The sequence below is a fragment of the Gimesia fumaroli genome, from assembly GCF_007754425.1.
Taxonomy (GTDB): domain Bacteria; phylum Planctomycetota; class Planctomycetia; order Planctomycetales; family Planctomycetaceae; genus Gimesia; species Gimesia fumaroli.
Genome location: NZ_CP037452.1, coordinates 225282 through 250551 on the forward strand (window position 1 = coordinate 225282; position 25270 = coordinate 250551).

20 protein-coding genes and 2 tRNA genes are annotated in these 25270 nt (G+C 48.6%); 4 read left to right on the top strand and 18 right to left on the bottom strand.

Translation table 11 applies throughout. The annotated features are described in order from the left end of the window. Positions 1-297 precede the first annotated feature (297 nt). The 15 genes from Enr17x_RS00895 to Enr17x_RS00960 form a co-directional block, all read right to left on the bottom strand. Entirely contained in the window at positions 298-1941 is a 1644-nt protein-coding gene (locus tag Enr17x_RS00895) for a sulfatase family protein (RefSeq protein ID WP_145305376.1), read from the bottom strand. A gap of 372 nt (positions 1942-2313) precedes the next feature. Beyond that, positions 2314-5541 (bottom strand): CARDB domain-containing protein, encoded by a 3228-nt coding sequence (locus Enr17x_RS00900; protein ID WP_198000894.1) that lies wholly within the window; start codon positions 5539-5541, stop codon positions 2314-2316. Positions 5542-5654: 113 nt separating this feature from the next. Then, positions 5655-6074: a hypothetical protein gene (locus Enr17x_RS00905; RefSeq protein WP_145305378.1), complete on the bottom strand. Its 420-nt coding sequence runs from the start codon at positions 6072-6074 to the stop codon at positions 5655-5657. Positions 6075-6630: 556 nt separating this feature from the next. After that, a complete protein-coding gene (locus tag Enr17x_RS00910) occupies positions 6631-7644 on the bottom strand; it encodes a DUF1559 domain-containing protein (RefSeq protein ID WP_145305379.1) in 1014 nt (337 codons plus the stop codon). Positions 7645-7679: 35 nt separating this feature from the next. After that, a complete protein-coding gene (locus tag Enr17x_RS00915) occupies positions 7680-8714 on the bottom strand; it encodes a DUF1559 domain-containing protein (protein WP_145305380.1) in 1035 nt (344 codons plus the stop codon). Between the two features lie 16 nt (positions 8715-8730). Continuing rightward, on the bottom strand, positions 8731-11478 hold the full coding sequence (locus tag Enr17x_RS00920; protein WP_145305381.1) for a serine/threonine-protein kinase: 2748 nt from the start codon (positions 11476-11478) through the stop codon (positions 8731-8733). A 45-nt stretch (positions 11479-11523) separates the two neighbouring features. Then, positions 11524-12297, bottom strand: a complete 774-nt coding sequence (locus Enr17x_RS00925; protein ID WP_145305382.1) for an RNA polymerase sigma factor — start codon at positions 12295-12297, stop codon at positions 11524-11526. 418 nt (positions 12298-12715) lie between these two features. After that, positions 12716-13360: a hypothetical protein gene (locus tag Enr17x_RS00930; protein ID WP_198000895.1), complete on the bottom strand. Its 645-nt coding sequence runs from the start codon at positions 13358-13360 to the stop codon at positions 12716-12718. Then, entirely contained in the window at positions 13329-13721 is a 393-nt protein-coding gene (locus Enr17x_RS00935) for a hypothetical protein (protein ID WP_145305384.1), read from the bottom strand. The genes Enr17x_RS00930 and Enr17x_RS00935 overlap by 32 nt, the downstream gene beginning before the upstream one ends. A 20-nt stretch (positions 13722-13741) precedes the next feature. Further along, positions 13742-14695, bottom strand: coding sequence for a DUF1559 domain-containing protein (locus tag Enr17x_RS00940; protein ID WP_145305385.1), 954 nt, complete (start codon positions 14693-14695; stop codon positions 13742-13744). A 398-nt stretch (positions 14696-15093) separates the two neighbouring features. Further along, on the bottom strand, positions 15094-15810 hold the full coding sequence (locus tag Enr17x_RS00945) for an SGNH/GDSL hydrolase family protein (RefSeq protein ID WP_145305386.1): 717 nt from the start codon (positions 15808-15810) through the stop codon (positions 15094-15096). A 90-nt stretch (positions 15811-15900) separates the two neighbouring features. Beyond that, on the bottom strand, positions 15901-16431 hold the full coding sequence (locus tag Enr17x_RS00950) for a hypothetical protein (RefSeq protein ID WP_198000896.1): 531 nt from the start codon (positions 16429-16431) through the stop codon (positions 15901-15903). After that, positions 16424-17251 carry a DUF692 domain-containing protein gene (locus Enr17x_RS00955; RefSeq protein ID WP_198000897.1) on the bottom strand — a complete coding sequence of 276 codons (828 nt, stop codon included), beginning with the start codon at positions 17249-17251 and terminating at the stop codon, positions 16424-16426. The genes Enr17x_RS00950 and Enr17x_RS00955 overlap by 8 nt, the downstream gene beginning before the upstream one ends. Next, positions 17244-17987: a hypothetical protein gene (locus tag Enr17x_RS29395; RefSeq protein WP_198000898.1), complete on the bottom strand. Its 744-nt coding sequence runs from the start codon at positions 17985-17987 to the stop codon at positions 17244-17246. Before Enr17x_RS29395 ends, Enr17x_RS00955 begins: the two co-directional genes overlap by 8 nt. Then, on the bottom strand, positions 17984-18745 hold the full coding sequence (locus tag Enr17x_RS00960; protein WP_145305389.1) for a hypothetical protein: 762 nt from the start codon (positions 18743-18745) through the stop codon (positions 17984-17986). The genes Enr17x_RS29395 and Enr17x_RS00960 overlap by 4 nt, the downstream gene beginning before the upstream one ends. A gap of 470 nt (positions 18746-19215) precedes the next feature. On the opposite strand from Enr17x_RS00960, the gene Enr17x_RS29400 reads away from it, so the two are divergent. Both Enr17x_RS29400 and Enr17x_RS29405 read left to right on the top strand, forming a co-directional pair. Beyond that, positions 19216-19286 (top strand) — tRNA-Arg (locus Enr17x_RS29400). 94 nt (positions 19287-19380) lie between these two features. Further along, positions 19381-19452, top strand: a tRNA-Cys gene (locus Enr17x_RS29405). 317 nt (positions 19453-19769) lie between these two features. Here the strand turns inward: Enr17x_RS29405 and Enr17x_RS00965 are convergent. After that, entirely contained in the window at positions 19770-19967 is a 198-nt protein-coding gene (locus Enr17x_RS00965; RefSeq protein ID WP_145305390.1) for a hypothetical protein, read from the bottom strand. 262 nt (positions 19968-20229) lie between these two features. On the opposite strand from Enr17x_RS00965, the gene Enr17x_RS00970 reads away from it, so the two are divergent. Then, complete coding sequence (locus Enr17x_RS00970; RefSeq protein WP_145313877.1) at positions 20230-21840, top strand: TROVE domain-containing protein; 1611 nt, start codon at positions 20230-20232, stop codon at positions 21838-21840. Positions 21841-21930: 90 nt separating this feature from the next. Here the strand turns inward: Enr17x_RS00970 and Enr17x_RS00975 are convergent, their stop codons facing one another. Both Enr17x_RS00975 and Enr17x_RS00980 read right to left on the bottom strand, forming a co-directional pair. Continuing rightward, on the bottom strand, positions 21931-23409 hold the full coding sequence (locus tag Enr17x_RS00975; protein ID WP_145305391.1) for an IS4 family transposase: 1479 nt from the start codon (positions 23407-23409) through the stop codon (positions 21931-21933). Between the two features lie 594 nt (positions 23410-24003). Next, positions 24004-24474: a hypothetical protein gene (locus Enr17x_RS00980; protein WP_145305392.1), complete on the bottom strand. Its 471-nt coding sequence runs from the start codon at positions 24472-24474 to the stop codon at positions 24004-24006. A gap of 164 nt (positions 24475-24638) precedes the next feature. Here Enr17x_RS00980 and Enr17x_RS00985 point away from each other — a divergent pair, with 164 nt between their 5' ends. Further along, positions 24639-25262, top strand: coding sequence for a DUF2207 domain-containing protein (locus Enr17x_RS00985; RefSeq protein WP_145305393.1), 624 nt, complete (start codon positions 24639-24641; stop codon positions 25260-25262). The last annotated feature ends 8 nt before the right edge of the window (positions 25263-25270 follow it).

Genomic DNA, 25270 nt, shown 5'->3' on the forward strand with positions numbered 1-25270 from the left:
ATAATCTCGAGGCGTACCTGGTGAGACAATTGAAAGGTTTGCCGGTCCGTCGGAACCGCCGAAATCGGGGGACGGTAGCCAGACACCACTGTCTGACGGGCTGAAATTTGTTGGGAGAGTTTGTGTGGTTGATCTTTCTACATAAGAAAAATCAAGGATTCAGAATAACGGTAAATCGCAGGAATTTCAAGTTTTTCTATCAAAACAGTCTGATGTGATCGACTTTTAATCCGCGTAAAGCATTATTTATAAAGAGGATAGGGTGAGCCCCGTTGGTGCGGGGCTCTGTGGCCTCGATCAAGATTTCGCTTTGGCGCGTTTTTTGGTGGGCTTCTTCATTTTTTGTGCCGATGTCCCCGCTTTGAAGATGTCGACCGCGCCGTTGTTCTCTTGAGGTTTACCGGGCGTCGAACGTCCTTTGTCGGCGTAACTCTGCAGCAACGCTGTTAATTCTTTAACGACCTCGGGGTGTTCTGCCTGCACGTTCTTCTGTTCTCCCACATCGGCGTTTAGATCATACAACTGAATCGCGGGGAGGCCACTCAGATCATCTTTGCCTGGCTTGGGAAAACTCCAGCCTCCCGAACCCGGGCAGAGTTCCAGCTTCCAGTGATCTTTGCGAATGGAAAACGCGCCCCGAATCGAATGATGGACGGCGGCTTCACGCAGCGGTTTGGTGGCCTTGCCTTCCATCGCGGGGAGGATGCTGACACTGTCGACGCCCGCTGCATCAGGCAGCTTTGCTCCGACAATGTCGGCGGCGGTTGCCATGAGATCGGTCAGGCACGTCAGTTGGTCCGAGTGAGTTCCCGCTTTAATGTGGGCGGGCCAGTTGGCGATGAACGGGACGCGATGTCCGCCTTCATAAATGTCGGCTTTGTGTCCGCGGAATTGATAACTGGGATAATGGTCTTTGTCGGTCATCTCTTTGAAGTTGGCAGCCGGCGAACAGCCATTGTCGGCGGTGAAAATGACCAGCGTGTTCTCGTGGATGCCTTGCGCTTTAAGGGCCCGTATCACCTGACCGACGGTATCATCCACCTGCATCACGAAATCACAGTAGGCGTTGATGCCGCTTTTTCCCTGCCATTTCGGTGTAGGAAGAATCGGCGTGTGCGGTGCATTCAGCGGAAAATAAATGAAGAACGGTTTTCCTTTTTTTGCCGCGGTAGCGTGCTCGTCAATAAGCTCTACCGTTTTTTCAGTGATACGCGGCAAGACATCGATGGCTTCGAAGTCTTTATGCGCGGGGCCTTCACGGAAGAAGGCTTTGGTGACGGTTGGAATACCCTGGCTCTTGTTGTTTTCAATATAAACGTAAGGGGGCATGTCAAGCGAAGCGCTGATGCCGAAGAAATAATCAAAGCCGACGCTGTTGGGCCCGTTCTGGATTGGCTTGGAGTAATCGACTTTCCAGCCGGGATTTGTTTTTTTGTTGAAGGATTGTTCGGTCGCGATGCCTCCCTGCTTGAGCGTCCAGTCCATACCCAGATGCCACTTGCCCACACAGGCAGTATAGTAACCGTGCTGCTTCAGCATTTCGGGAACGGTTAACCGATCCGGTTCAATCAAACGCCGAGACAATCCCCAGAGCACGCCGCTTTTCAAACGCGAACGCCAGTTGTAGCGGCCCGTCAGGATGCCATAACGGGTGGGTGTGCAGACCGACGAACTGGAATGCGCGTCGGTAAAAATCATCCCCCCCTGCGCCAGCTGATCCAGGTTCGGCGTGGCAATTTTACACTCCGGGTTGAGTGCTCGAATGTCGCCGTACCCCATATCGTCGGCGAGGATATAAATGATATTGGGATCCCCTGTCTTTTCCGCGGCAGAGGCCGTCGTTTGTGAAACGAGGATCAGAGACAGAACTGAAAGAGTCAGCACGAGAGATGCTGTTCTTGATTTCACTTCAAACGGGCAGAGCGCTGTTGCAGCTGGCATGATGGAACCTCTCAAGGTGTATCGTTCTGACGATTGATAAATTGGTTCCTGTTAGTATCAGCTAGACGAGCCGCTGGGTCAAGTTGGGTGTTGTAGGAAACAACTGCGTTTATATCAAACAGTACAAACAGACCATATTCACTAGAGTCATACCATCCCGTCTTACACTGGATGCATTCAGGTTCGGAGAACTCTCTCCAGTCAGGTACTCGATCTGGAATCTTTCGTTCGATAAAAAGGAGAGTGAAGGCAGGGCTGAAGTCCAATTGTCCGATCTTCAGAGGATTTATTAATCCAGTTGAAACACCTTTCAATTTGAGAGATGTTTCAACTGGTTTTTGATACTCTGGTGCCGGTAAGCAAAAGCTGTAATTAAACCATGCCGATCATTTTTCCGTGATTATCTCCCTTACGGTCTGAGACTTGAGAAGTCTCTGTGATGTTTTCCATATCCCACCAACTGACGAGGGATGCTTCCCGGCTATGGGATAACAGATTGCCGGGTATTCCGTGGTTATAGATTTCTTGAATATCAGATTCTGTCAGTTCAGTCGACCAGATTGAGACCTCGTCGACTTCTCCTTCGAAGTGACGTAAATACCGATTCCCCAGTGCCTCTTTTCCGATTTGCACGGAGTTATTTCCGGTGTAAATTGCCTGAGCGCCCCCGTTCCTCTGGGTGTTGAGCTTGAGTTCCACTTCCACGCCATTAATAAACACCCGGTTCACACCGCGATTGAACGACCAGACCACGTGGCTGACCTGATCCACGGGTATTGTTTCGATCGACTGAAAGGACGACGATTTTCCGGGTGATCCCGCTTTGCCATTCTCGCTCATCCCAAAATGGATGTGTCCGTTATTGACGCCGATCGTCCAGGAATAGGAATTGAGTCCATCCCCTTTGGAGATGATTTTCTGTAGTGCGTTACCATTGGCGGGTTTGACCCAGAAACTGACTGTCTGTTCGTGTGCCAGTTGCAGGCTGGCGTCATTGCCGAGATCAATGTAGTCATTTTTGCCATCGAGTTTTACGGCCGAAGTGGATGCATAGGTTTCTGCCGGCGTCTCAGGTTCGCTGATAACAGGAGGCGTTTCTGTTTCCTGTTGTTCCTCGGCAGGTTGTGTTTCATTCGAGTTTTCAGTTTGACTCTCAGTTTGGCTCTGATTTGATGCTTTGAAAGCAGACGTGACAATCAGATTCGCAGTCTCGGTGAGATCGAATGCGGTAAGATCCTGGGGGAATTCTGAATCAGCGACCACCCAATACGCCCATTCCAGCTGTTGACCTTCATTGAGGGGCAAATCGCTGACATTCAAAGAGGCCCCCCCCTGACTGTTGATCTTTACTGATTTGGTATAAATCGTTCCTGCGGAATCCGAGTATCGTAGCGTGGCCCACTTATCAGAGAAATTTGTGGAGGATGCGGGAGAGAAATCTTCCAGGAAAATGGAAAGGTTTTGGATCTCACTGAAGTCAACATGGGCCCCCATTTGTTGGGCTGATGCCGGGATGTTTGATAATTGTAATTCTGAATCTTCCGAATCAGTAGAATTGTACTCTGCTTCTGTCAGCGCGAAGGCAGAAACTACAATCCCTGAGTCGCCATACACAATAAAGCCCCGCCGCGCTTCAGCAGCATTCTGCAATGCCTGTTTGGAAAGTGTTTCCCCTGGGAGTAAACGGAAAATCGTGGTACCGCCGTGATGCTGTTTCGGACTCTTTTCTTCCAGGTATTGAGGAAACGTTTCTTTTTTGAACTCGCTGTGATCATCTCCCGAGATCAAAGGCATTACATCGAAGTCTTGATTGAGCAAAGTGTCATAGACGGCAAAAGAGTAGCGATTTTTAATGACCTGATATTTATTGATATGCTCACGAGAGAATTCCGTACCGAATAATTTCGTATTGAAAGCATCAATGTTGTGAATTGATTGGAGTTTTTTATAGACTTTCTCCAAATCCAAGTTGTTCAAAAGTTGTTTTGGATTATCTTGTTTTTTAATGAGCGATTGAGCAAAATGATTTAAGATTAATAAGTCACTACTTCCAGACCCTTTGGAACCATCACTGTCAAAGGGAGCCCCTTGATGCTTCCTCTCGCCGAGGGTATGTTCGACTCCAGCCATGAACAGCGTATTATTGTTCGTACCAAATTGTTCGATCGCTAGTTTGAGTTGTGCCAGCTCTTCTTTGTGATACCCGTAATATTCCCCCCAATGTTCTGTGAATGCCACTGCGGTGGGGAGGTGGCTGATATTATCGAAAGCGATCTCCTGAAAGATTTCCTGCAGTTTCTCAGGGGCCAGGTAATTCTTCCAATTTCCCTGCTCACCATCCTTCCCAAAGTGGCTGAACATGTGGGCGTGCAGATCGGCGGCAACAAATTGTCCAAAAGTCCCTTCGGTCTGAGTTGGTCCAACCCTCTGGAATTTGACAGAGAAGGTAGGGATGTCCGTTGCGTTTACGGTTAGATCAGAATTTTGTTTCTTAAACGTTACGAAAACATCCACGATCCCAAAAAAGAAGCCGGAATTAGAGATGATGATCCCTGTGTTACCAGGTGCAATCTGCACTAAATTACTGGGAGCGGAGGCTCCTGATTTCAAACGACCCGAGACTTCGGCAATTTTCCAACCTGGTTCTATTGCCAGCGGAATCGTAATAGAATGTTGTCCTGCGGTTGAGTTGTCATCAATCACTCCGTTGCTATTCGCGTTATAGATTCGATTACTGATTGCATCTTTCAGAGGAACATCAGCTTTAATCGAGACTGTGGTTGTGCTGGTGTTATTTTCATCAGCTTCCTTCACTTTATTGGCCGGATCGACAATTGCGATGATTGTGTATTCGCCTTCTGACTTAAACGCGTATTCAAATTTAACATCAGAATCTGATTTACCTCCAGCGGCGATCTCTTCTGAAACCGCGTTTGTTTTTCGATAAACTTCTTTAGCTCCTTGGTTGATGATCAGTTTCACCGATTTAGGCTTTCCTGCGATGTCTCCCTTGTTGTGGACGGTGACTAAGATCGGAGTGGGAGTGTCTAAAGCAATTTTTCCATTTGGAACGCTCTGAAAGCTGGTTATAAAGTCCGGCTTCTTCACATTGATTTTCAAAGTCGTCGATTTTTTATTGTCGAGTTCTTTTTTACTTTGCTTCCCGTGCTTCCCTTCTTTGATGTCATTTTGGGAGTCAACAATAACAATCAGTTTATGTTTCCCGGATGCTTTTATGGGTGAGGAAACGGAAAAAACAATTTCCTTTATTTCATCCACTTCCAAGCCAGAGACAGGAGCTAAGCCCGCGCTTGATCCTTTTGCCGTCCAGATGGCTTTACCATTTTTTTCCAATTTCAAATTCACTGAGAAAGCGCCAGCATCTTCATTCCCAGTATTTTGTACCATTACGTTAACTGTAAACGGATCGCCTTGTGTCACTTCAGCTGGAACGTCAATACTATTGACCACCAAATTCGCAGTGAGCATCATCCTGACTTCGAGCGCTTCAAGAGCTTGATAGCCTCGTCTCGCATTTCGTCGGCGTTTTGATTTTGTAGAAAAGAGTTCCTGAATATGAGAGAGGATGCTGATATTCATTTGATTGTCTTTCATTTGAAATACGAATTGATTCGGATGAGGCTCAAATCCAGTTTGGCATAAACGTGTTTGCCAAACTGGGTTTCATATAAACTCGAAAGCCAGTAGATGATCTAGCGACCATAGACGGGAGCATGGTCGGGGTTGGTGGAGTAGTTTCTGTTGAAATTATTCCATTGCAGCTGGTTACTGAAATTGGGGCTCCGATAATAGGAGCTGTTGGAGTTAGAGTAATTCCAATTGTTGAGTGAGCTGCTCGCCCCATCGGCGGCCCCGGAGAGCCCGTCCGCAAACGCGTGCCAGAATGCTCTTCGCTTTTCGAATTTTTCAATTCCGAGGCGATCAATGGCCCTTTGCTCACGTTCGGCATAGCGTGATGCAAAAGTTCCTCGTCTGGCTTTTCGTGAAACATGACCTCGACTGCCTCCCTGCCGTCGGTTTTTGAAAATGCCTGCTTCAGCAGGTGTTGCGGAAGTGTATTGGATTCCAACAGCCAGGGTTGAAAGCATCATTACTGTTTTTAAAAATTTCATCTGACTCGTCTTTCTGTTTGGCTGAAGACACACTTGGTTTTAGTGACGCGTCTCAGCAGGGTTAAAAGGAAACACTTCATTTTGAAATCTGTTTCGTCATGCCTGTCTTTGTCCGTGTGGCTGACTGATCCATCGTTCTCAGCAGGACCAACGCAGCGACCTGAGAATTCCTTATGGAACTTCTGGGACTTTTTTGAATATTTGGAAGAATTCAACTCAAGTGGGAGTCAGGTGTATGGTTCTGGGTGTCGCGAATTGACGGGTTGTTTTCCGTAAGTGTTAATCTCATTGCGGTTTATGGTAATTCTATGCGGTCGATTCAATGTCTCGAAATCGGAGTCTGCTACTTACAGACTTTTGTGGTCGATTCGGAAGCAATGCTAGAAACGCCTGCATTTGCGGATTGGTATTCAGTACAAGGACTGGGGCAGAAAGACTGGTGCGCATGCTGGTACAGCAGGGAAAAGGGCATGCGCAACGCAGGATGTGTGTTTCTACGGGAGGCTCGACTTTGAGGAGCTTCTCAAAAGGAAATGAAACCAATTGATGGAAGCCGTTAGTACTCGTCGATTACATTTCCGTCGTTTCGCTGTCCCAGATTTCGGTAGGTTTGCAAGTCCATGTTCTCAGATAGAAAACGACAGCTTCCATCTGCTAAAACGACATTGACTCCGCCCGGGTGATGACTGCGCGCTGCTGATGTACGATCTGGATGGGGATACGGTGATGTATCAGGCGTGCAAGGGCTATTCAGCACTGGATTGTTTATTTCAGGATCACTTGGATCACACACTTGCGAGCTGAGAGCATCTGGTTCTTTTGAGTTTGGAGGGAGTTGAGTATAAATCGATACGTTTCCAGGACCGTTGGACCATAAGTATCCGCGGATTGCTTTTGGAGACCCTTGTGTGTATTCACTGAGCATAAGAGTCTGACTTAATCCATCCGTGATATTTCGAAATCGGACAGAACTATTTTTGCCAAACAGGCCGATCAAAGTTTTGTCCTCATCTGACAAGTTTCGACCGCAATATGCGGCGTAGCTTGACAATGCATTAACGGAACGTGTAATAGGCCCAGACATTTTGGGATCCTGAGTGGGTTCCGAGGGGCAGAGATACGCCGGTATTTTAATTTTTACAATCTCGCGATTACCCGGATTATGGCCTCCTCGATTAAAAATCCACGTTTTAAGACCACTGAATTCGAGCTTGTCGTAAATACTAGATAGTTCCATCTGAGGAAAAAGATGAATCGTCCATGGCACGCGTGGCGCACCATAGATGGGAGCAATGCCCGCCATGTAAGGCTTCGTGCATTCATAAGTATGATTCGGACAACGTTCTGCTGTGTGCCCCGGTGGCAGAACTCTATGTGTTGAATGGTAATTGTGAATCGATAATCCGATTTGCTTCAATTTGTTTTTACATGATACCCTGCGTGCTGCCTCACGCGCCTGCTGAACGGCAGGTAAAAGCAAGGCGATCAATATGGCAATGATGGCAATCACGACTAAAAGTTCGATCAATGTGAAGCCGGAATGAGTTTTTTTGTGAGGAACCGTATTCATTGGTTGTGTTAGCTCCTTTATGGATTCCACGACTTTTAGTACTCGTCGATTACATTTCCGTCGTTTCGCTGTCCCAGATTTCGGTAGGTTTGCAAGTCCATGTTCTCAGATAGAAAACGACAGCTTCCATCTGCTAAAACGACATTGACTCCGCCCGGGTGATGACTGCGCGCTGCTGATGTGCGATCTGGATAGGGATACGGTTGTGTTCCAATGACACAAGGCGCGTTGATGTTCGGGTTATTGATTTCCGGGTTATTGGGCGCGCATTGTTGTGGGCTAAGGACATCCGGTTTGTTCGAATTCGGCGGAAGCTCTGTATAAACGGAGACATTGTGTGGACCAGAAGACCAGAGGAAACCGCGATTCCCTTTGGGAGATCCTGTCGTATTCTCACCAAGCAGAAGCGTCTGGCTTAAACCGTCCGTGATGTCTCGAAAACGAACGGAACTATTCTTCCCGGACAATGCAGTCTTTGTCTGCTCCTCATCGGCCAATACCCTTCCGGAATAGGCAGCGTAACTTGACAATGCATTCACTGCGCGGGTGCCTGGCCCTGAGAGTTTGGGATCTGGTGAGGGTTCGGAAGGGCAGAGAAATGCAGGGATTTTCATTCTTACAATGTCACTATTATTTGTGTTGTACCCTCCATGATTAAAAATCCACGTTTTAAGCCCGTTAAATTCGAGCTTGTTGTACATGGGGGAGAGTTCCATAAAAGGAAACAGATGGACCGGCCATGTCACGCGCGGCGCACCATAGATGGGAGCAATGCCCGCCATGTAAGGTTTCGTGCATTCATAAGTATGATTCGGACAACGCTCTGAAGTATGTCCGGGGGGCAGTACTCGATGTGTTGACTGATAATTATGAAATGCCAAACCGATTTGTTTCAGTTTGTTTTTACAAGCCGTTCTTCGTGCTGCCTCACGCGCCTGCTGTACTGCAGGCAGCAATAAAGCGATGAGGATCGCAATGATGGCGATCACCACGAGTAGCTCGATTAATGTAAATCCAGACCGACTTATTTTTTGGTTCTGGTGAAATTGATACTTATCTGGCCCACGCATCCGAATCACTCTTCTGTTAGTTTTTTTTGGCTGCTTTACGTTTGATTGTTTCTTCTGCTGTTGCGATCGCCTGGCTGATGCTTGGTATTTTTTTCATTCTCAGAACAGCCTCATCTTGAGCAAACAGTTCCACGTATGACGTAGTTGTGTTTTCCAGCATATCGCCAACCACTTTGAATACTTCCGGCAGTCGTTTCGCGGCAGCGTGGCCTTTGATATCGTCGGGTTTCTCATCGTGTATTAAGAGGCAGTAACCAAGGATTACAGCAATTGCGTTTGGTCCGTGTGTCGGCTCTAGTTTCTCAGGCTGAGGATTCAATGACAGGCAACGTTTGAATTCAGTTAAAGCTGCATTGTCTTGCCCGGCCCAATGCAATGCCTCCGAGAGCCGCAAATACTGGATCGCTGCAGCTCCCTGATAACCTTTACGATCAGGATACTGTTTGGACAAATATAAGTATTCTTCCGCAGCTGAGCGAAAGGTGACGATCATCGTCTCCAGGATTTCCGGATTCAGTGTCTTCAGGTAATCCGCAAGCTCGACTTCAGCGAGATTCCCATAGCCTCTCGCTAATTCCTGGCTGTAACGAATCACGAGTGGATAGGCCTGCTTGAGTTCTTTACAAACCGTAATGCCTTGTCGGGAAGCGATTCGGGCCTGTTTCAGATTACCCATGGCTCGATAAGTCATCACGGCATTAAACGAAATCATGATCTGAACTTGCTTTAATTGTTTCTGAGCTTCTGGTGCTCGCATTTCTTTCTTGCGAGCCTGAAGAATGTCCAGCGCTTCTTCATAGCTGCGAATCGCCTCCTGGTAGCGGAACAACTTATGGAATGCGAGTGCTTCTGCATTCAACGCAGTCACGAGATTCGTCAGCTGTGAAATCGTGCCATTTAAAGGAATCACTTTTCGCTGTAATTCGACTGCTTCTTGCGCATTTTGCAGAGATTTCGCCAGCCATTGTTTTCGTGCCTCGATGCTTGGTACCCGATTAGCCTGATTGTACGAAACGGACATCTGTAAGTGTTTCAGCTTGCTCTCTTCTTCCAGTCTCTGTTCCTTACTCAGCGAATTTTTCATATGTTCCAACTCTTGATATCCGCGCTGAACCAGATCATGCGCTTGATCGACGTTACCAGTAATCAGCACCAGAGAAACCTGTGAACGAATCGCCTGAAGCAGAATCAGTCGATAATCAGTCTGTTTCTCTGGTTTGCACGAATTGACGGCACTCTCTGCCAGCTCAATCGCTCGATTGCCGGATTCAATTGAACGGATCATGTTGCCCGTTTCCCGTTCAATTTGCGCAAGACGAATCGTCCCGCGCGCTGCCCGAGAAAGTTCTTCGGGAGTCCCATCGCTCTGTAAGGACCAGATTTTATACTGGGCTGCTAAATCCGTTAGAAGCCGATTTCGTAATCCCCTCAGTTGAGGAACGGAAAGTACGTCGTCCTGCATTACTGCATCAGAAAATAGTTCAAGACTGCTAAGAAGCTGCTGGTTTGTTCTGCGTTGTTCTTCTAAAGCAATTTCCGTTTGATCAGCGGCGTTTGATACTTCGACCGCTGCCCAGGTGACTCCCGAAAACATGAGAAATAATGTTGCCAGTGAGAAAATGATTCCACGACGGTGCCTGGCAGCAAACAGTTCCGCTCGTTCCATTTTTGAATAGTGTGTACTATGGGCTAAGACAATTTCTCGTCTTTGCCATCGACGGACATCGTCTCTTAACTCTGCTGCCGATGGATATCGTAACTGATGGTCTAAATTCATTGCCTTACAGCAGATCGAGGCTAATTCCTTGTTCGCGTTTTGATTTGCCTGTAGTGGGTGCGGGGCATCAAGTGTGGCGATTTCATGCAATTGCTCTGTGAGACTACGATCACTCTCCAGTAGTTTCTGGTGCGGAGGCTGATGGGCAAGAATCAAATAGAGCAAGCCACCCAGACCGTAAATGTCCGTATGGGTTCCGTGCGAATGGGGATCTCCGGATGCCTGCTCTGGCGACATCCAATGTGGGGTTCCAATCTGGTGACCGTCTTGAGTCAGACAGAGCCCCATTTTTTCGTTTTCGTCTCGAATATCATCATCGAGAAATGAATCCGGCTTGTCATCGTCAAGATGACGCGCCAGGCCCCAGTCAACAAGAAATACAGTACCATCTGGTTCGACCATGACGTTTTCCGGTTTGATGTCACGATGAACCACATGATTGCTATGGGCATACTGTACCGCATCACACAGGGAACAAAATAAGTCAATGATTTTATTGAACTCGAGGTCTGACTGAGTCTGTTCAATATTTCGCTCTTGTGAGAGCTGATTGAGGTAATCTGAAAATCGAATACCTTCAATCAGCCTCATGACATAATAAGGCCTTTCATCAGGCAATCTGCCGCTCTGGTATACCGGGGGAATGGCTGGATGTTGAAGTTTGGCGGTTATTTTTCGTTCACGCAAAAATCGGTTCAGACGCGCTGGTGAATGCAAAGCCTGATGCCGTGCCACTTTTAAGGCCACTGATCGCTGAAGCCTCCGATCATAATATTGATAGACAACCCCCAGGCCTCCGGCACCTAATTTTTTGATCCCTTTCAATTTTCCTTTGACGCGCATGATACGAGGCACGGTCGGCTCATGGGCATCGCTGGCCTTAAGCCTCTGGAACAGGTTCGCTAAAAATGGATCCTGGCTGCTCTCGTTCATCGATTCGCGGATGGGGAGCTCAGATTGATTTGGTGGTATGGGTTGCTGATTCATTGCTCATCACTATTGGGGTATCAACAAAGTGGCTATGGCTGATTTTTACGAGTTAAAAAAAAGATCGTTTTCTTCTAAGCCCTTCTTGGTTAACAGTTCTTCAATGACGCCTTTGCATGCTTGACGAACTCGATGCATTGACTGATTGATGGCATTCATTGAAGTGTCAAGTTCTCCTGCGATCGATCTTGTTGATATATCTTGAAGGTATCCTTCCAGAACTTTTTTGTCTTTGGGGTTGATTTTTTCACCTGCCTGACTGATCGCAGTATTGAGCAAGTCACGTCGCTCGTAATCGATCAAGAGTTCTGAAACAAAATCTTCAGCCATCGAATCCATGTCTTCATTAAAGGAAAAATGAGATCGATTATTCCGTGATTGCTTACGTTGAAAATCACGAACAGAATGTTTTGAAACTTTCGATAACCAGTTGCGAAATCGTTTCCCTTCTACCATGCGATATTTCTTAAGTTTGCCATGTAGGCTGACAAGTAATTCCTGTGCCGCATCATCGGCTTCATGCTCATTCGATGTCCAACCACCGCACCACGTCCGAATTCGCTGATGGTATAACTCACAAAATCGCTCAAAGCCTTTTTCGAATTCTGTTAAGTCGCGCGAGGATAAAGCCTCAATCAGACTCGGAGGCGTGTTGATGGTTACATATTTTTGACTCTGCAGATCTCGAGGTTTGCCATCTGACATTGATAACGCCTTAGAGAGAATTTTCCTTATATGAAAAATAATGGATGCGTAATCCGGTACGCCCGACGAGCTATATGGTACCTTTTGGACAGTATACCAACACGCCTCAGCCAACGAATTTCACGATTTTTAACGTGAAATTACACAAAATTCGTGATCGATCGGCTGTAGAAAATCTGGTTGGAACGAGGGGGGACAGGTTAGAACGACCGGGTTCAGTGGTTTGTGTACTGGTCAACTTTGAGCGAGTTCATCCAGACAGAAGGCAAGGCGGAAAGGCAAAACGTAACAAGGCGGGGAAATGAACAGACAGAGATGAGGTTGATAAGGAGCCTGGTCAACCGTGAAGAAACAGGGGGCTCGCTTTGAGGCAAAAACATTCAGGTTTCACACCAATCATCCCTCTGGAGCTGATGTCTGAGTTCGGGGCCATTAATGTCTCCAACAATCATTTTGCAGCAGATGCCGGTCCGAGTGAAACATGCTCTATCGCTGACAGCCAATATGATTGCCATCCGCGTTTAGTCCAGGACTACTTTTTTAAGATTGAAACTGGTTGAATCAGATTCATTGGTTCTGATGGTTCACCTTCATTTTCGGCAGGTAAATAAATTAAATCTGCCCTGATCTGGAATTTTCCTGTGTAGTGCGGCAGCGGCATATCCAGATTGAATTGAGCTGAGCGATTTTGACATAAAAAAAGATCGGTTGCATAGCTCATCACCTGAATTTCTCCCTGAAAATGACGCGTACATTCCAAACGCACCCCGATGCATTCATACTTGTCTGGGATATCATTGATTTGTCCGTTAATCTGAATGCCATCGTGTGAGGTTAATTCAGTTAAAATATCTCGCGTATGAAAAGGTTTGAATTTACCTTCGTATTTGATCTGGTCCAGTTCGATTACCAGTGGATTCAGCGGGCTGGGTATCTCGTATGATATCTCGGTATTATTGTAACCATTTTGTGGTTCCGGCCATGGTGATTCAGAGTATGAAAAAACGGAGATTCCAAGCGAGCCTAAAATACAAATGACAGAAATAATAATTTTCATTGCGCTTTCTTTCAGGGATAAAAAAGGCGGCAGCCAAAGCGGCTGCCTGCCTGAGAACGACGTTGGAAAGTTTCTTTCCGATGAAATATTATCGTAGTCCAATATTTGTCGTGATTGCATATTGTGAAGAACTGCTGATTGCTCCAACCCAGTTATTACGAGAGAAACCGGTTCGCTTTACTCCATAAATGCTTCGCAGATTACTGCTCCAGCGTCCCCAGAATTTCACCCGGTTGCTCGCTCTTGTTTGATAAAACAATTCACCTTTACTGCCGACGAATCCCGCATATTGATTAAAAAAGCGGTTGGGAGCACCATGGCCTTGCAGGTAACGTAACTGGTAATAACTGTAGACTCCACCAGAACGCATGGTGTCGATCGAAAACTGGCCACGACGGTAGGTCCCGGCATCTGCTTGAGACAGACATAATCCCAGTAACAGAGCAGTCACTGTCGAAACTTTGAAACACTTACTTTTCATCTTCTCTTCTCCATCCAAAACTAAAATGGGTATTTAAATTCGCCTGAACCACGTGATCCAAACTCGATCCACACATTTCGATCAATGTTCTCCGAAACAAATTGAACATGACCATCTGCAAAAGCAACGTTAACACCTTGCCGATGCATACTTGATACGGTGTAAACACCGGTTACAATATTTTCTCCATTCGTACAGCTGGGCCGATTCGGGGGCAGGCTATGGTTATAAAGTGCGTTTCCCATGCCTCCTCCATACCAGGGGAAACCGCGAGGGAAATCGACAGCCTGATAGGAATAGGAAAGGGGATCGAGCGGAATGCTCTCGCAGTACGAAGTTAGACTGGCTTGTTCCTCTGGTGCAAAGTACTCCTGAGGCGTCGCCCAAATCGAACTGATTCGTGGACTATGTCCAAACAACAATGCTTCCGAAAAGGCGGCGGTATTTGATAATCCATCAACAATATCTGCAGTCTTGACCACTTTGTCAGCATAAATTTTGGGGGCCTCGTCACCATAGCCGAAGACGCCATTAAATCCGTCGGAAAGGAGACCAGTTCCTGCATTTGCGTGGTAACTGGTTCCCGCCATGTCCCCCAGAAATCCATTCGCCGAAGTTTCACCCGGATCACTGGGACAGATCAGCACGGCCAAAACCGCATTACGCAGATCATCCCATTCTGAATCAGGGGCTTGTTCATCCTGCTCACCTTTCAGGTGATACAGGATTGTCTGGTCCAGATATGGCAAAAGATCATACTTATGGCTTGGACCATCGGGAAAATGGGAATGGACCGATTCAAAATTCATCATTGCCAGACCAAGCTGTCGGAGATTTGACTGGCAACTCATTTTCCTGGAACTTTCTCTTGCTTGCTGTACGGCTGGCAAGAGTAAAGAGACGAGCATGGTCATGATCGATATCGAAACCAGCAGCTCAATCATCGTGAATCCTTTACGGGTCGGGTTGAGCATCAGGGGGAATCTCCTCGTTAAAGTCTTAGGTACGCTGACATTTTTGATGACTGATCGAGCAGTCTTTGTAAGTGACAACGGGCCCCATAGAGAATCCTTATGTGAAAATCTCCTTTTTTTTATACCGGCAAGAAAAACTTAGGGCCTGAAGACGGAGGGGCCATGTTGGGCCAGAAGGAAAGCGGGTAGATAAACTGCCTGTAGGATTGGGCACAGACTCTTGTTTTTAGGCATTTTTGATGCGGAAACAGGTGAGAAACGGACTGGAATCGACCAGGCCGTTCAAGGGGGATCATGACTGATGATTCATGGCAATTGTTCGGTCTGTTCCATCCCGGCAGCGATTCAAGCTGTAGAAACAGACATCCCTTTTTTCCGCGTTCAGGGGCAGAGTGCGTTTAGTTATTTTTCGTTTTCTTTTCCTTTAACGCGGCTTTGATCTCTTGGGCAACCTGTTTCGCCAGTTTAGCTGAGCCTGTTTTTTTAAAGTGCACATTGCCCGGCCCGGTCCAGAGCGATGCATCAAAACCGGAGGCGAGTTTGTGCAGATCATTGATCCTGATGCCGTGCCGCTTCATGATCTTTTCAGCGACGCGATTGTACTTCAAGTCGTCGCCAACGACGCGACCTGCTTCCCCTTCAGGAACGGGAGTCGTGGTCGCCCAGACCAGCGTTGCGCCAGTCTTTTCGAGTTGCTGAACCAGCGATTCCAGATTTTTCTCGTATTCGTTTAAGGGAACGGAGATGGTGCCGTTCACCTTGTCGCGGTGTCCCTGGACTTTCGAATCCGGATGCCGATAGCAGAGGTCGTGCAGGCCCCAGTTGAAATGAATCACGTCCCAGTCCGTCTTTCCCAACCAGCGTTTAAGGTTGTGTTTCCCCCGGTTCGTATCGCCGCAATTCGCTTTCACACGCTCTACGTTCGCGACGCCTTGAAGTAATTCGATGGTGGGTTTCGTGTACCCGATCGAAATCGAGTCGCCAATGATCAGAACGCGGGGCAGGTTGGGGTCGGATTTGGTGGTTTGCTTTTCCTGGGCTTGGCCGATGGAAGTCAAGCACAGGAGCATGAGGGACGCTGTTTGAAGTCTGACGTATTTATTTAGTCGATTCATGCTTTTTTTCCTGATAAGGATGAATTTCGAATCCGATTACATTTAGTATCAGCAACGCCCCCAGCTGGGTCAAGCAGGACTTCCACTGAATCAATGATCTTCATAAGTCCGCCGGAGAAATATGGCTCGTCTCACTGGGACTCCAGATGAATTCCGTCCGAAGACCTGAATTCCCCGAAATCTTTGATTGTTGATGACTAGATCTGTAACCCAGTGAATTCTGAACCAACAATTGTGGATTCGGAAATTCAACCAGTTATGCTCTGACTTTAAGTAACCTTGAACGCGACGCTGCTTCAAGAATTTACAGAATTGTTGCGCATCCAGTTCATGTTTATGGTAAGTTTCCGGCCACTTCGCATGTTCCACATATTCTTGAAACTGATTGATGGCATCTCGACCAAGGCTACTCCAGGTTTGTGGAATGATATGAGCTACCTGAGATCGCCGTTTGCTGAGAAGTGCTTCTGCCTGACGGTCTAATTGATCGCAATCGAGTGAGGCGATGATCTTTGCTTCCTCGTCCGAAAGTCCCTGTTTGGTGATGAATGCGGAGACGTTTGAGCGTAACTGGTCGCGCAGGTTCTGATTCTGTAAAAGAAGTGCGAGAACTCTAATCATTTCGGGCGCGCTCACAGGTTTCTTCCAGGCGAAGCAATTCCGCTGCCAGATCCGTTGATGCTGGAATTGCCATGTCTCGTTCAAGTATGACTGCTTCTACTGGCGCATAGCGCACGACCTCGCTGAGAAGATCGTAAAGATTGTCTTGAATCGGTTCACAATGACGATCGTGATAAATGCCATTCTGGATCGAATAGCCGACGATATGCACCTGTCGAATGAAGTCCGGATCGACTTCATGTAACCATTTGACTGGATCAAAACAATGGTTTTGACCGTTGATCAACAGATTGGTGACATCCAGGAGCAGCCCGCTCCCGGCTCGCTCGCATAGACGGTTCAGGAATTCCGGCTCAGTATAATCTCCAGGAATTCGCAGGTACGAAGTGATATTCTCTAAGAGCAAAGGCCTTTGACAGCGGTCCATGACTTCACGCGCATGGTCGGCCAGGATGATTAACGAACTTTCCGTCATCGGCAGTGGATTAAGGTGCCCCAGGTCGACGTCGTCGGTCTTCGTAAAGGCGATATGCTCGGTGATCCATTTTGCATTGGCGTGGTCAGCAACTCTCTGAAATTGACTCAATGTTGAGTTATCAAGCGGACCGGGAGTTCCCAGGGAGAGTCCCAGACCATGGACGGAGACCAGGTAGTCGCTGGCAAGTTGTGACAGAACTGATGTGTCAGAATCGAAGAAATGTTCGGCTGTGACTTCAACGCAATCCAGTTCTGTCGGGTTCGACAGTACCCAGTCCGCAAATGGCTTGCGAAATCCGACTCCAATGAGAGGGACCTCGATCATTTCGTTGTTGTCAGTCACCTCCACAGCCTCCGCATCCACCACCGCCACAGCCTCCCCCACAGCTGCTGCCACAGCTGCTGCCGCAACTGCTGCATCCACTATCCGACCAATGATTCGATTTCCCAGATCCGGCATAAGAGAAGATCAGGAAGACGAATGGTCCAAACAACATCATCCCAAAAAGTCCACCAAATTTGTGCATACCGTGGTAGCTCCCATACCCAAGACGAATTAAAGCGGTACTCTCGTAAGCTAGGATGAAGACAAGCAATAGGCCCAGAGTGAGCTGCGATTTCAGTCTCACATAGAGACACAAGAAAGCAATTCCCACTCCCAGAAAAAAGAAATATTGTAGAAAAGTCTCCCCGTTCCACCCTATTTGTAAGATACTGATGCCGATCACGAGAACAGAACAAAGTACGATCCAGGTTCGCATGATTGGGTCTTGGGGCAAACGATTGATGAACGAAGCCGCGATGATACTGAGTCTGCCTGGCCCCTTTGCCGGAGGTTGTGGTTTGGGGTGCTCGTCTTTATTTTTAGCGTTACAGACGACACAAACGGGATTTTTCCGGTCTAATTTCGAAAAACAGACAGGGCACCACATAGGATTATTTGAGGCCCGGCGTTCGAGCAGTAAATCTTCTTTGCAGTTGCGACACTTGACTTGCTTACCTTCGAGGTCAGCACGAACGAGATATTTTTTACCGCACTTGCAGGTCACTTTGAACTTTGCCGAAGTGGTTTTGCTCATTGTGTTGCCTCCATTTGGTCGACCAAATGCGTGGTTTCATGGATCAGGGACATAAAACCGTTATAGATTTTCTTTAGTTCTTCTGACGAAGGCGTCTGCTGCAATCTGCGGAATTCAAGGATCTTCCTGATTACCGCGACATCGATATGAAATTCATCCCCAAACTCATCCAGAACGTCACTGTCCTCTTCTGGAACGATGCCCGTCTTGACCAGCAGGCAGGCATTCACATTGTTGAGAAAAGAATTTGCAGTCTCCAACAACGTCTGCAGCAACTGTTCTGGTTTATGCCGTCGATGCAAGTAAACAGTACGAAGCCGGATCATGATGTTTTTTAATTCCTGTTCGCACCGTAATCGTAAATGCTCATCTGAGATGTCAAGATCAGAGATCACGTCTTGTCCATGTAACAAGGTGTGATACTGCTTGATATTGTGAAACTTGACCGGGAAGACGTCACAGGAAGAGATTAAATCATCCTGGGTCAGAATCATGGTCGCGAGTGGAACTTGCTTTTCGGATTTAGCAATTGCATCAGCGATGCTATCCAGCAAGTCACAGTCAATCCGATTCAGGACCAGCATCAGGTTGAGTTTACTATGTTTCGAGTCAAACTGCTGCTGTTTGACAAAATCGCCAAAAACGATTACGGACGTCAGTTCATTAGCTAGCGTAGTGGTAAGCACGTCTCGCAATTCATGCAGGATTTCAACGATGCGTGAGTGCTCAAGAGTACGATGACGTGAAAAAAATTTCATGCGAGTTCCTTCAGGTGGAAAAGCTATTTTGTCGATACCGCTTCACCAATGGAACCTGGTCATGAGGTTCTGTTCCTGGTGAGGTCACCAGATTCATGCGACTGCTCCAATCTCGATGAATATTGAGATGATAATTTGGCTGTAAAGCGGCGTCGATGGGACAACGAGGATTCTACGTTTGGAGTTCAAATAAAACATGATTTATTGAACTTTTAGTTTGAATTCGAATTGAATTTCGCTGGTTAGCACTCTTTGAGCAATCATCGCAACCGATTTTGTGGATTCCGGGGTGAGTCAATACTGGGCGCAGTGAAGCTGGAAATGCTGTAAAACTGCCTGAAGGTGGTCGAAGATCGGAATCAGGAAATAGTCCTCGGATATCGTTACAGAAATATTGCGAACCAATGTGAGCAGACCACTGTCTTTCATCGGCAGCCGGCGATTGTGGTTTCGTCGGTTTTCAAAAGCATGCCTTGCGAGTGTGATGGAGGCACGATGGTCTTCGAAACCATCAGACGGGGTTCGACTCCCTGGCGAGGTACTGAGATGAAATCTGTCCCTGGAGTGTGCCGGATTCGCACGCGAGCCCGCGAAGCTCGTAGATCAGGTTCAATTCCTGACGGGGGCATTTGACTGACGCTGGAACCTGATGGCCGGGCGGCTGCCTGCAAAGCAGTTGGAACTGGGTTCGACTCCCACTGGCGTCTTCAACCGACCAACTGCCGGCTTGGACTACATCTTTCTGTAAAAAAGAACTCGTGTCTGAGCAAATCCTTCGTTGGAAGGTTTTCAAAATAGCCCAACAGTCTGTTGGGATAACATGATCACAACAAAACATGACCGACTGCCTTACTGGAGTACATGGTTCAGGACCCGGTGGTTGTGGGTTCGAGTCCCACCGGCGCTATTTCCTAAAAGCGTGTCGCGCCGTAGCTCAAAGGTTAGAGCACCGTAAAACTCTGGTACATCACTTCGTCGGTCTGTTTTTAAAAATGAGTATCGACTTTCTGAGAGGATGACGACATCACAAGAAAAAAATGATCGACTGCCGAATGGGAGTACATAGCACACCGAAGGTTGTGGGTTCGAGCCCCACCATCGCTTCATGTTTAAGCATGTCGCGCTGTAGCTCAACTGGTAGAGCATTGGAAAAAAACTCTGGTTCAACGACTTCGTCGATCTTTTTTAACACAACACACTCGACTGCTGGCGTGGAGTACATGGTTCATGCTGGTTCAAATCCTGCCCGGCCGCCTGAAGAATTACGTTATGCGGCCGGACCCTGTGATCCGCACGTGTGCGACATTACAGGGAAAACTCTGCCCACAACTTCGTCGAGTACTTTTATTGGGGCATTAAAGGGGTCTGGTCTCCTTTAATAAGAGACCAGACCCCTTTAATGCTAACCTGCTTACATGGTCCGACTGCAGTCTACGTTGACTGACTCTGAATTCGTCGGACCCCTATATTGAAAGGAGGTCATGATGGCCAACAAAACGTTATTTTCCAGTCGCAACAGTAACCTGCCACGTACCGATTCGTTTAACGAAGCGGGAGGCCGTGCGTACCAGTTGGCGCCGAAGCAGGCGCTGGCACAGATGGCAGCAACCGGTTGCTTCAACGGTGTGTTCTACGCGAGCGCGAAGGATCAACTCGATACGATGCGCAAGCTGATCGATCAGATCGACGACAATCGCTATCTGGCGCAGCTGGCAGTGTATGCGCGGGAGCGCGCCTTCATGAAAGACATGCCGGCGGCGCTGCTGGTGGTTCTGTCCAAGCGGGATACCGAATTGATGCACCGTGTGTTCGATCGGGTGGTCGACAATGGTCGCGTGCTGCGCACCATGTTCCAGATGATCCGTTCGGGACAGTTTGGTCGGACGAGTCTGTCGTCCAGTCTGCAGCGGGCGTATCAGCGCTGGCTGAATGAAGCATCGGTGGGTAAGTTGCTCTCGGCTTCGATTGGTAACGATCCGAGTCTGCGCGACGTACTGCGGATGGCGCGACCTACGCCGAAGGACAACGCACGGCGTGCGCTCTTTGGTTGGTTGACGGGTAAGGAACTCGAAAAGTGGGCTCCTGCGACGGCAGCCGATTTGCCGCGGCAGGTACAGGCGCTGATTGCATATCGTCAGGCAGAAACCGATGCTGCACAGGCAGAGATCGTGAAAGATCTGTCCGTGCGTTGGGATCTGCTGGCGGATGCGGCCAAAGGTCCGTTGACCTGGAAGGCGATTGCCCGACAGATGGGACCGCAGGCACTGCGGATGAACCTCAACACGCTGCTGCGTCACGAGGTCTTCAACGACAGTGCGCTGGTAGATTACGTGGCCGATCGACTGGCGGATGCAGACGAAATCCGTCGTTCGCGGCAGTTTCCTTACCAGTTCCTGGCGGCGTATCTGAACGTAGCTCCGGAAATTTCGCACAAGATCAAGGCAGCCCTGCATACTGCAGCCGAGATCTCCTGCGGGAATGTACCGGAGCTGGCGGGGCCTGTGGTCATCGGTCTGGATACCTCCGGTTCGATGAGTAGTTCCGTGACCGGTTGGCAGGCCCGTGGTGCTTCGAGCAAGATGCGCTGTGTGGATGCGGCGGCGCTGTTTGCGGCGGCGATTCTGCGGCGTAACCCGGACAGCGTGGTGATTCCGTTCGATACCCGTGCTTACGATGCGCGCTTTGATGCGTCCGACTCAATCCTGAGTCTGTCAGAGCGGCTGGCGAAGTACGGCGGCGGTGGAACCGACTGTTCGATTCCGCTTCGCGAAGCCAACGCACGACTGACTAACCGCGCGTTCGCCGGCTGCGTGCTGGTGAGCGACAACGAGAGCTGGGTCGGCGCGGGCCACTATGGTGCGACCGGCGTGATGACGGAGTGGCAGAAGTTCGTGAAGAACCAGAAACGGCTCGGTGTTGCCGATCCAAAACTGGTTTGTATCGACATCCAGCCATACGGTTCGACACAGGCTCCCGAGCGGGGCGACATCCTGAACATCGGCGGCTTCAGTGACGCGGTGTTCAACGTGGTCTCCTCGTTTGTAGGGAACGATGCGAGCCGATTCGTAACGGAGATCGAATCGATCGAAGTCTGATCGATGTTGTTGTTGAACAGGGAGACCCCTGGTTTGAGAAATCGAGCCAGGGGCGAATGGCACTGCCTATTGTAGCGTAACAGTTTGCGTTCATACGATCGTCCTCCTTTGTTGATGGTAATGGTATCTTGGTTGCTTCAGCAAAGCCAGCACTTTGGTGCGGCGTTTATTGGCTCTGGGTTCTGTTCGACCAGTGCGATGCCCCACACGTTCGCTGCTGGGGACCTGTTGTCCGAGTGCAACCAACTCATCCGTGAGCTTCGTGACGGCTCCCAACAACCAACTGGCAGCCAGCATCTGTTGCGTGGTGGCAAACGAGAGGGAACGCGGATCACGGTCTGTTGAGAGACTGCTTTGCAGCATTTTTAACCGAATCAGATTATACGCCAGCAGGCACGACCAGAGTTCGGTGAGCACCATGTCCGGAGACTTCGCACGCAGAATATCCATCCCCAGCGAACACTTGATGCTGCGAATATCCAGTTCGATCAGCCAGCGGCTCTGATACACGGCGGCGATCCAGCGCGCCGGGTATGCTTTCCGATCTGTGATGGTGGTGGCAATCGTAAACGTTTTGGCGCGATACCCCGGCTGACTGATCTGCACATCGACCAGACGCAGAGTGAGCGTCAGCGGTTGTTGCCAGAATTCCTGACGGGTCATCCAGGCAGGACGTTGCAATGGTCGTGACCAGGTCACCAGTCGCTCCCGTTTACTCAGCCGCCGTGCGGCTTGCGGATGATCGTCACGCAGGTGATGATTCTTCATCAAAACCTGAACGCCCCGCGCACGGCACGCACTCACCAGCCAGTACGTGCAGTAATACGAGTCTGCCACCAAGGTATCTCCCGGTCGGAGTGCATCCAGCATTTGCCAGAACAGGGCCGTTTCGCCACTGCCTTTTCCGCTGTAAGGCCCGCTCACTAGATCCACCAGCAGTCCGGTTGTCATCGAGATCAGAGAAACGCAGCGTAGAACGGGGAACCCGAGCCCCGGTTTCTGAGTCGGGTTCTGTGGATAGGCACGCTGATTCTTGGGAGTATCGGCGGCCGTGAGGGTGAAGCCATCAACCAGCAGAATGCGACCGCCGGTGCTCCGTGATTTCACATCAGCGATGCTGGAAGGACTGAGGCGTGCCGCCGACTGCTCTCTGGTCTGGACACGATTCTGATCACAGGCCGCTTCCGCATCAGCGGCAATTTGTTGGACAATGTCTCGAATGACGATAAACGGGATTTTGAGTCGCGCCCGACAATAAGCACTGGTATTCGTACTGCAAACCCGTCGGCCCAGCGCGGCACACAGGCTGGCAACACGGATCACGGCCGCTTTACAGCTGCGTTGCTCGCCGGAAAAGAAGACCTGAGAAATTAAGGCCCAGAGCGTGATTGCGGGTGTGTAAACGTCATCCTCGCCGGAACCAAAATTGATTTCGTGTTCATCAAAGGTTTGTTGCCAGCGCTGGTCATCAATCACATCAGATAGCGGAAGCGAAGCATTTTGCATCATCGAACGTTTGAAAAGAGAAAATGATGCTGCATTCGAATGGGAAGCTGATATAAATGGCATAGAACCTTCCTTGGTCAAATGTTTTACCCACACCAACCCAAGGAAGGTCTTGCCAGAACGCAGCATAATGCCAGGAAAGGTTTTGCCAAACACAATTTCCAGCGAACTGGCAAAAAATCAGAAAATTAAAACCGTGACTGCGTCACCCGGGAGTCGTTGCGCAAACACAAACTCAAAAAACAGCGGCAGTGCCATTCGAGCCAGGGGCTTTTTTGTTTCTGAAGATGTTGTTGTTTCACACTTGTTTTGTCGTATTTTTACTGTGTCGTGTGCCACTGTCGGCTTGTCCGACAGTGAGAAGACTCACTTTGATTCAACGGTTTTTCGACAGTCATTCTAGACAATTTTGATTAAGTGTTCGACAATGAGTTTGGCTTTGTATCAACGACCTTGTTCCCTTTTTTAGAGCAGGGAGAGACCGGGCTGAACCCTGAATCGTAAACACTGTTGGGCAAGCCAACAGTGGCACCCGGTGATAGTCTTCAGCGGTGTAGAGTTCGATGGGCATTTAAGTACCAAGTGAAATAATTGTGATATTTGAATAGACGAAAGACTTCAGAGAATACTGTTTGAGTCGTTTCTAAGAAACGATTCTCAGGCTCGATAATCTTCTGATATTTCGACGACTGCCGGATTATCGTGCTGGGCGGCCCGATCTAATAACCGATTTAGTAGGCCATCATCAAGTTCAGAATATAATTCTGCAAATCTCGTGTAATACTCTTCGGCATCTGTCTCATCTGTAAGAATATGATTGACGATCGGTTCTATGTGCTCAATCACCCATTTTCGAGACATCATTTTTATGATGGCTCGATTTTTATGAATGCATCCATGTGCTACAGAAGCATGATCAACAAGCATATCAAAGACACTTTTGTTGAGCTCATCGTCACAATGTAATAGTAGGAATTCAAAAGCAGTAAATTTTTCAGTTCGCAATCCATGCCGCATGGCTTCCACTGGATCGTCCATGCTGTTCCAGGCATTCAGCATGGCTTGTCGATCTTTATTCAGTATTAATCGAATTCTTTCCCAGCGTTCTTTGTCGTCCTCACTGGTCATTGATTTCATCCATTCTGGTTTTATGATTTCTCCCGGGGAGAGAATGATGTGCTCCAAAAATCTCTTTCACAATGGTATGATAAAAGGGCGGCAGAATTCTGTTCTACCATCAATCAAAGGTTGCGGACAACCATTTTCTGTCCGTTGATGCGGGTTTTCAGTTTATGAACAAAGACAGACTCAACCTGGTGCTTACCGCGCTTGGCGTGTTGGCCGTCATCGCTGGTTGTGTGCTGTTTCCCCTGTTTCGCTGGATTACCGTCGGCTTGATTGTGGCTGTGCCCCTGCTGATCGGTTCGCTGATCGTTATTGTGGGGGTACTGCTCAATATCGGCGTGCGTGGGCCCCGATCACTTGACGACATGAGATGCCCCCAGTGCGGCAAGTGGCGGGCGTTGCGGGAATATAACCGCGTGTTTCTGTATGGGAACGCCAAGTTCCCCTTTGACCATTATAATGTCATCTATCGCTGCCGCTATTGTCTGCAGACCCAGGTGCAGGAAGAACACGCCCCACATCCGCATCAGTACTCGACCGAACGAGCGGCGGTGAAAGTCCTGGTTCCGGGTGGCACATACCAACGTTACGCGAATGACCTCCCCGGCAAGACGGTGGGGTTTGTCAGAAACACCCTTGAGGAAGAGGGGCAGATTTCGCGCCAACTCTCCGCTCTCGTGAATGGACAGGCAGCGACCGACGACCATGTGCTGTCGGTGGGAGAGTTGCTTGAATTTGTGCGAACCGATGATTCACGATCCACAACTGAACAGGACAGTGGGCCGGCTTAACTAAAAAA

Excerpts from the sequence above, each read along its gene's own strand:
- Enr17x_RS00895 (WP_145305376.1), bottom strand. The coding sequence starts at position 1,941 with ATGCCAGCTGCAACAGCGCTCTGCCCGTTTGAAGTGAAATCAAGAACA.
- Enr17x_RS00900 (WP_198000894.1), bottom strand. The coding sequence starts at position 5,541 with ATGAATATCAGCATCCTCTCTCATATTCAGGAACTCTTTTCTACAAAA.
- Enr17x_RS00905 (WP_145305378.1), bottom strand. The coding sequence starts at position 6,074 with ATGAAATTTTTAAAAACAGTAATGATGCTTTCAACCCTGGCTGTTGGA.
- Enr17x_RS00910 (WP_145305379.1), bottom strand. The coding sequence starts at position 7,644 with ATGAATACGGTTCCTCACAAAAAAACTCATTCCGGCTTCACATTGATC.
- Enr17x_RS00915 (WP_145305380.1), bottom strand. The coding sequence starts at position 8,714 with ATGCGTGGGCCAGATAAGTATCAATTTCACCAGAACCAAAAAATAAGT.
- Enr17x_RS00920 (WP_145305381.1), bottom strand. The coding sequence starts at position 11,478 with ATGAATCAGCAACCCATACCACCAAATCAATCTGAGCTCCCCATCCGC.
- Enr17x_RS00930 (WP_198000895.1), bottom strand. The coding sequence starts at position 13,360 with ATGCAATCACGACAAATATTGGACTACGATAATATTTCATCGGAAAGA.
- Enr17x_RS00935 (WP_145305384.1), bottom strand. The coding sequence starts at position 13,721 with ATGAAAAGTAAGTGTTTCAAAGTTTCGACAGTGACTGCTCTGTTACTG.
- Enr17x_RS00940 (WP_145305385.1), bottom strand. The coding sequence starts at position 14,695 with ATGCTCAACCCGACCCGTAAAGGATTCACGATGATTGAGCTGCTGGTT.
- Enr17x_RS00945 (WP_145305386.1), bottom strand. The coding sequence starts at position 15,810 with ATGAATCGACTAAATAAATACGTCAGACTTCAAACAGCGTCCCTCATG.
- Enr17x_RS00950 (WP_198000896.1), bottom strand. The coding sequence starts at position 16,431 with ATGATTAGAGTTCTCGCACTTCTTTTACAGAATCAGAACCTGCGCGAC.
- Enr17x_RS29395 (WP_198000898.1), bottom strand. The coding sequence starts at position 17,987 with ATGAGCAAAACCACTTCGGCAAAGTTCAAAGTGACCTGCAAGTGCGGT.
- Enr17x_RS00960 (WP_145305389.1), bottom strand. The coding sequence starts at position 18,745 with ATGAAATTTTTTTCACGTCATCGTACTCTTGAGCACTCACGCATCGTT.
- Enr17x_RS00965 (WP_145305390.1), bottom strand. The coding sequence starts at position 19,967 with ATGTACTCCACGCCAGCAGTCGAGTGTGTTGTGTTAAAAAAGATCGAC.
- Enr17x_RS00970 (WP_145313877.1), top strand. The coding sequence starts at position 20,230 with ATGGCCAACAAAACGTTATTTTCCAGTCGCAACAGTAACCTGCCACGT.
- Enr17x_RS00975 (WP_145305391.1), bottom strand. The coding sequence starts at position 23,409 with ATGCCATTTATATCAGCTTCCCATTCGAATGCAGCATCATTTTCTCTT.
- Enr17x_RS00980 (WP_145305392.1), bottom strand. The coding sequence starts at position 24,474 with ATGACCAGTGAGGACGACAAAGAACGCTGGGAAAGAATTCGATTAATA.
- Enr17x_RS00985 (WP_145305393.1), top strand. The coding sequence starts at position 24,639 with ATGAACAAAGACAGACTCAACCTGGTGCTTACCGCGCTTGGCGTGTTG.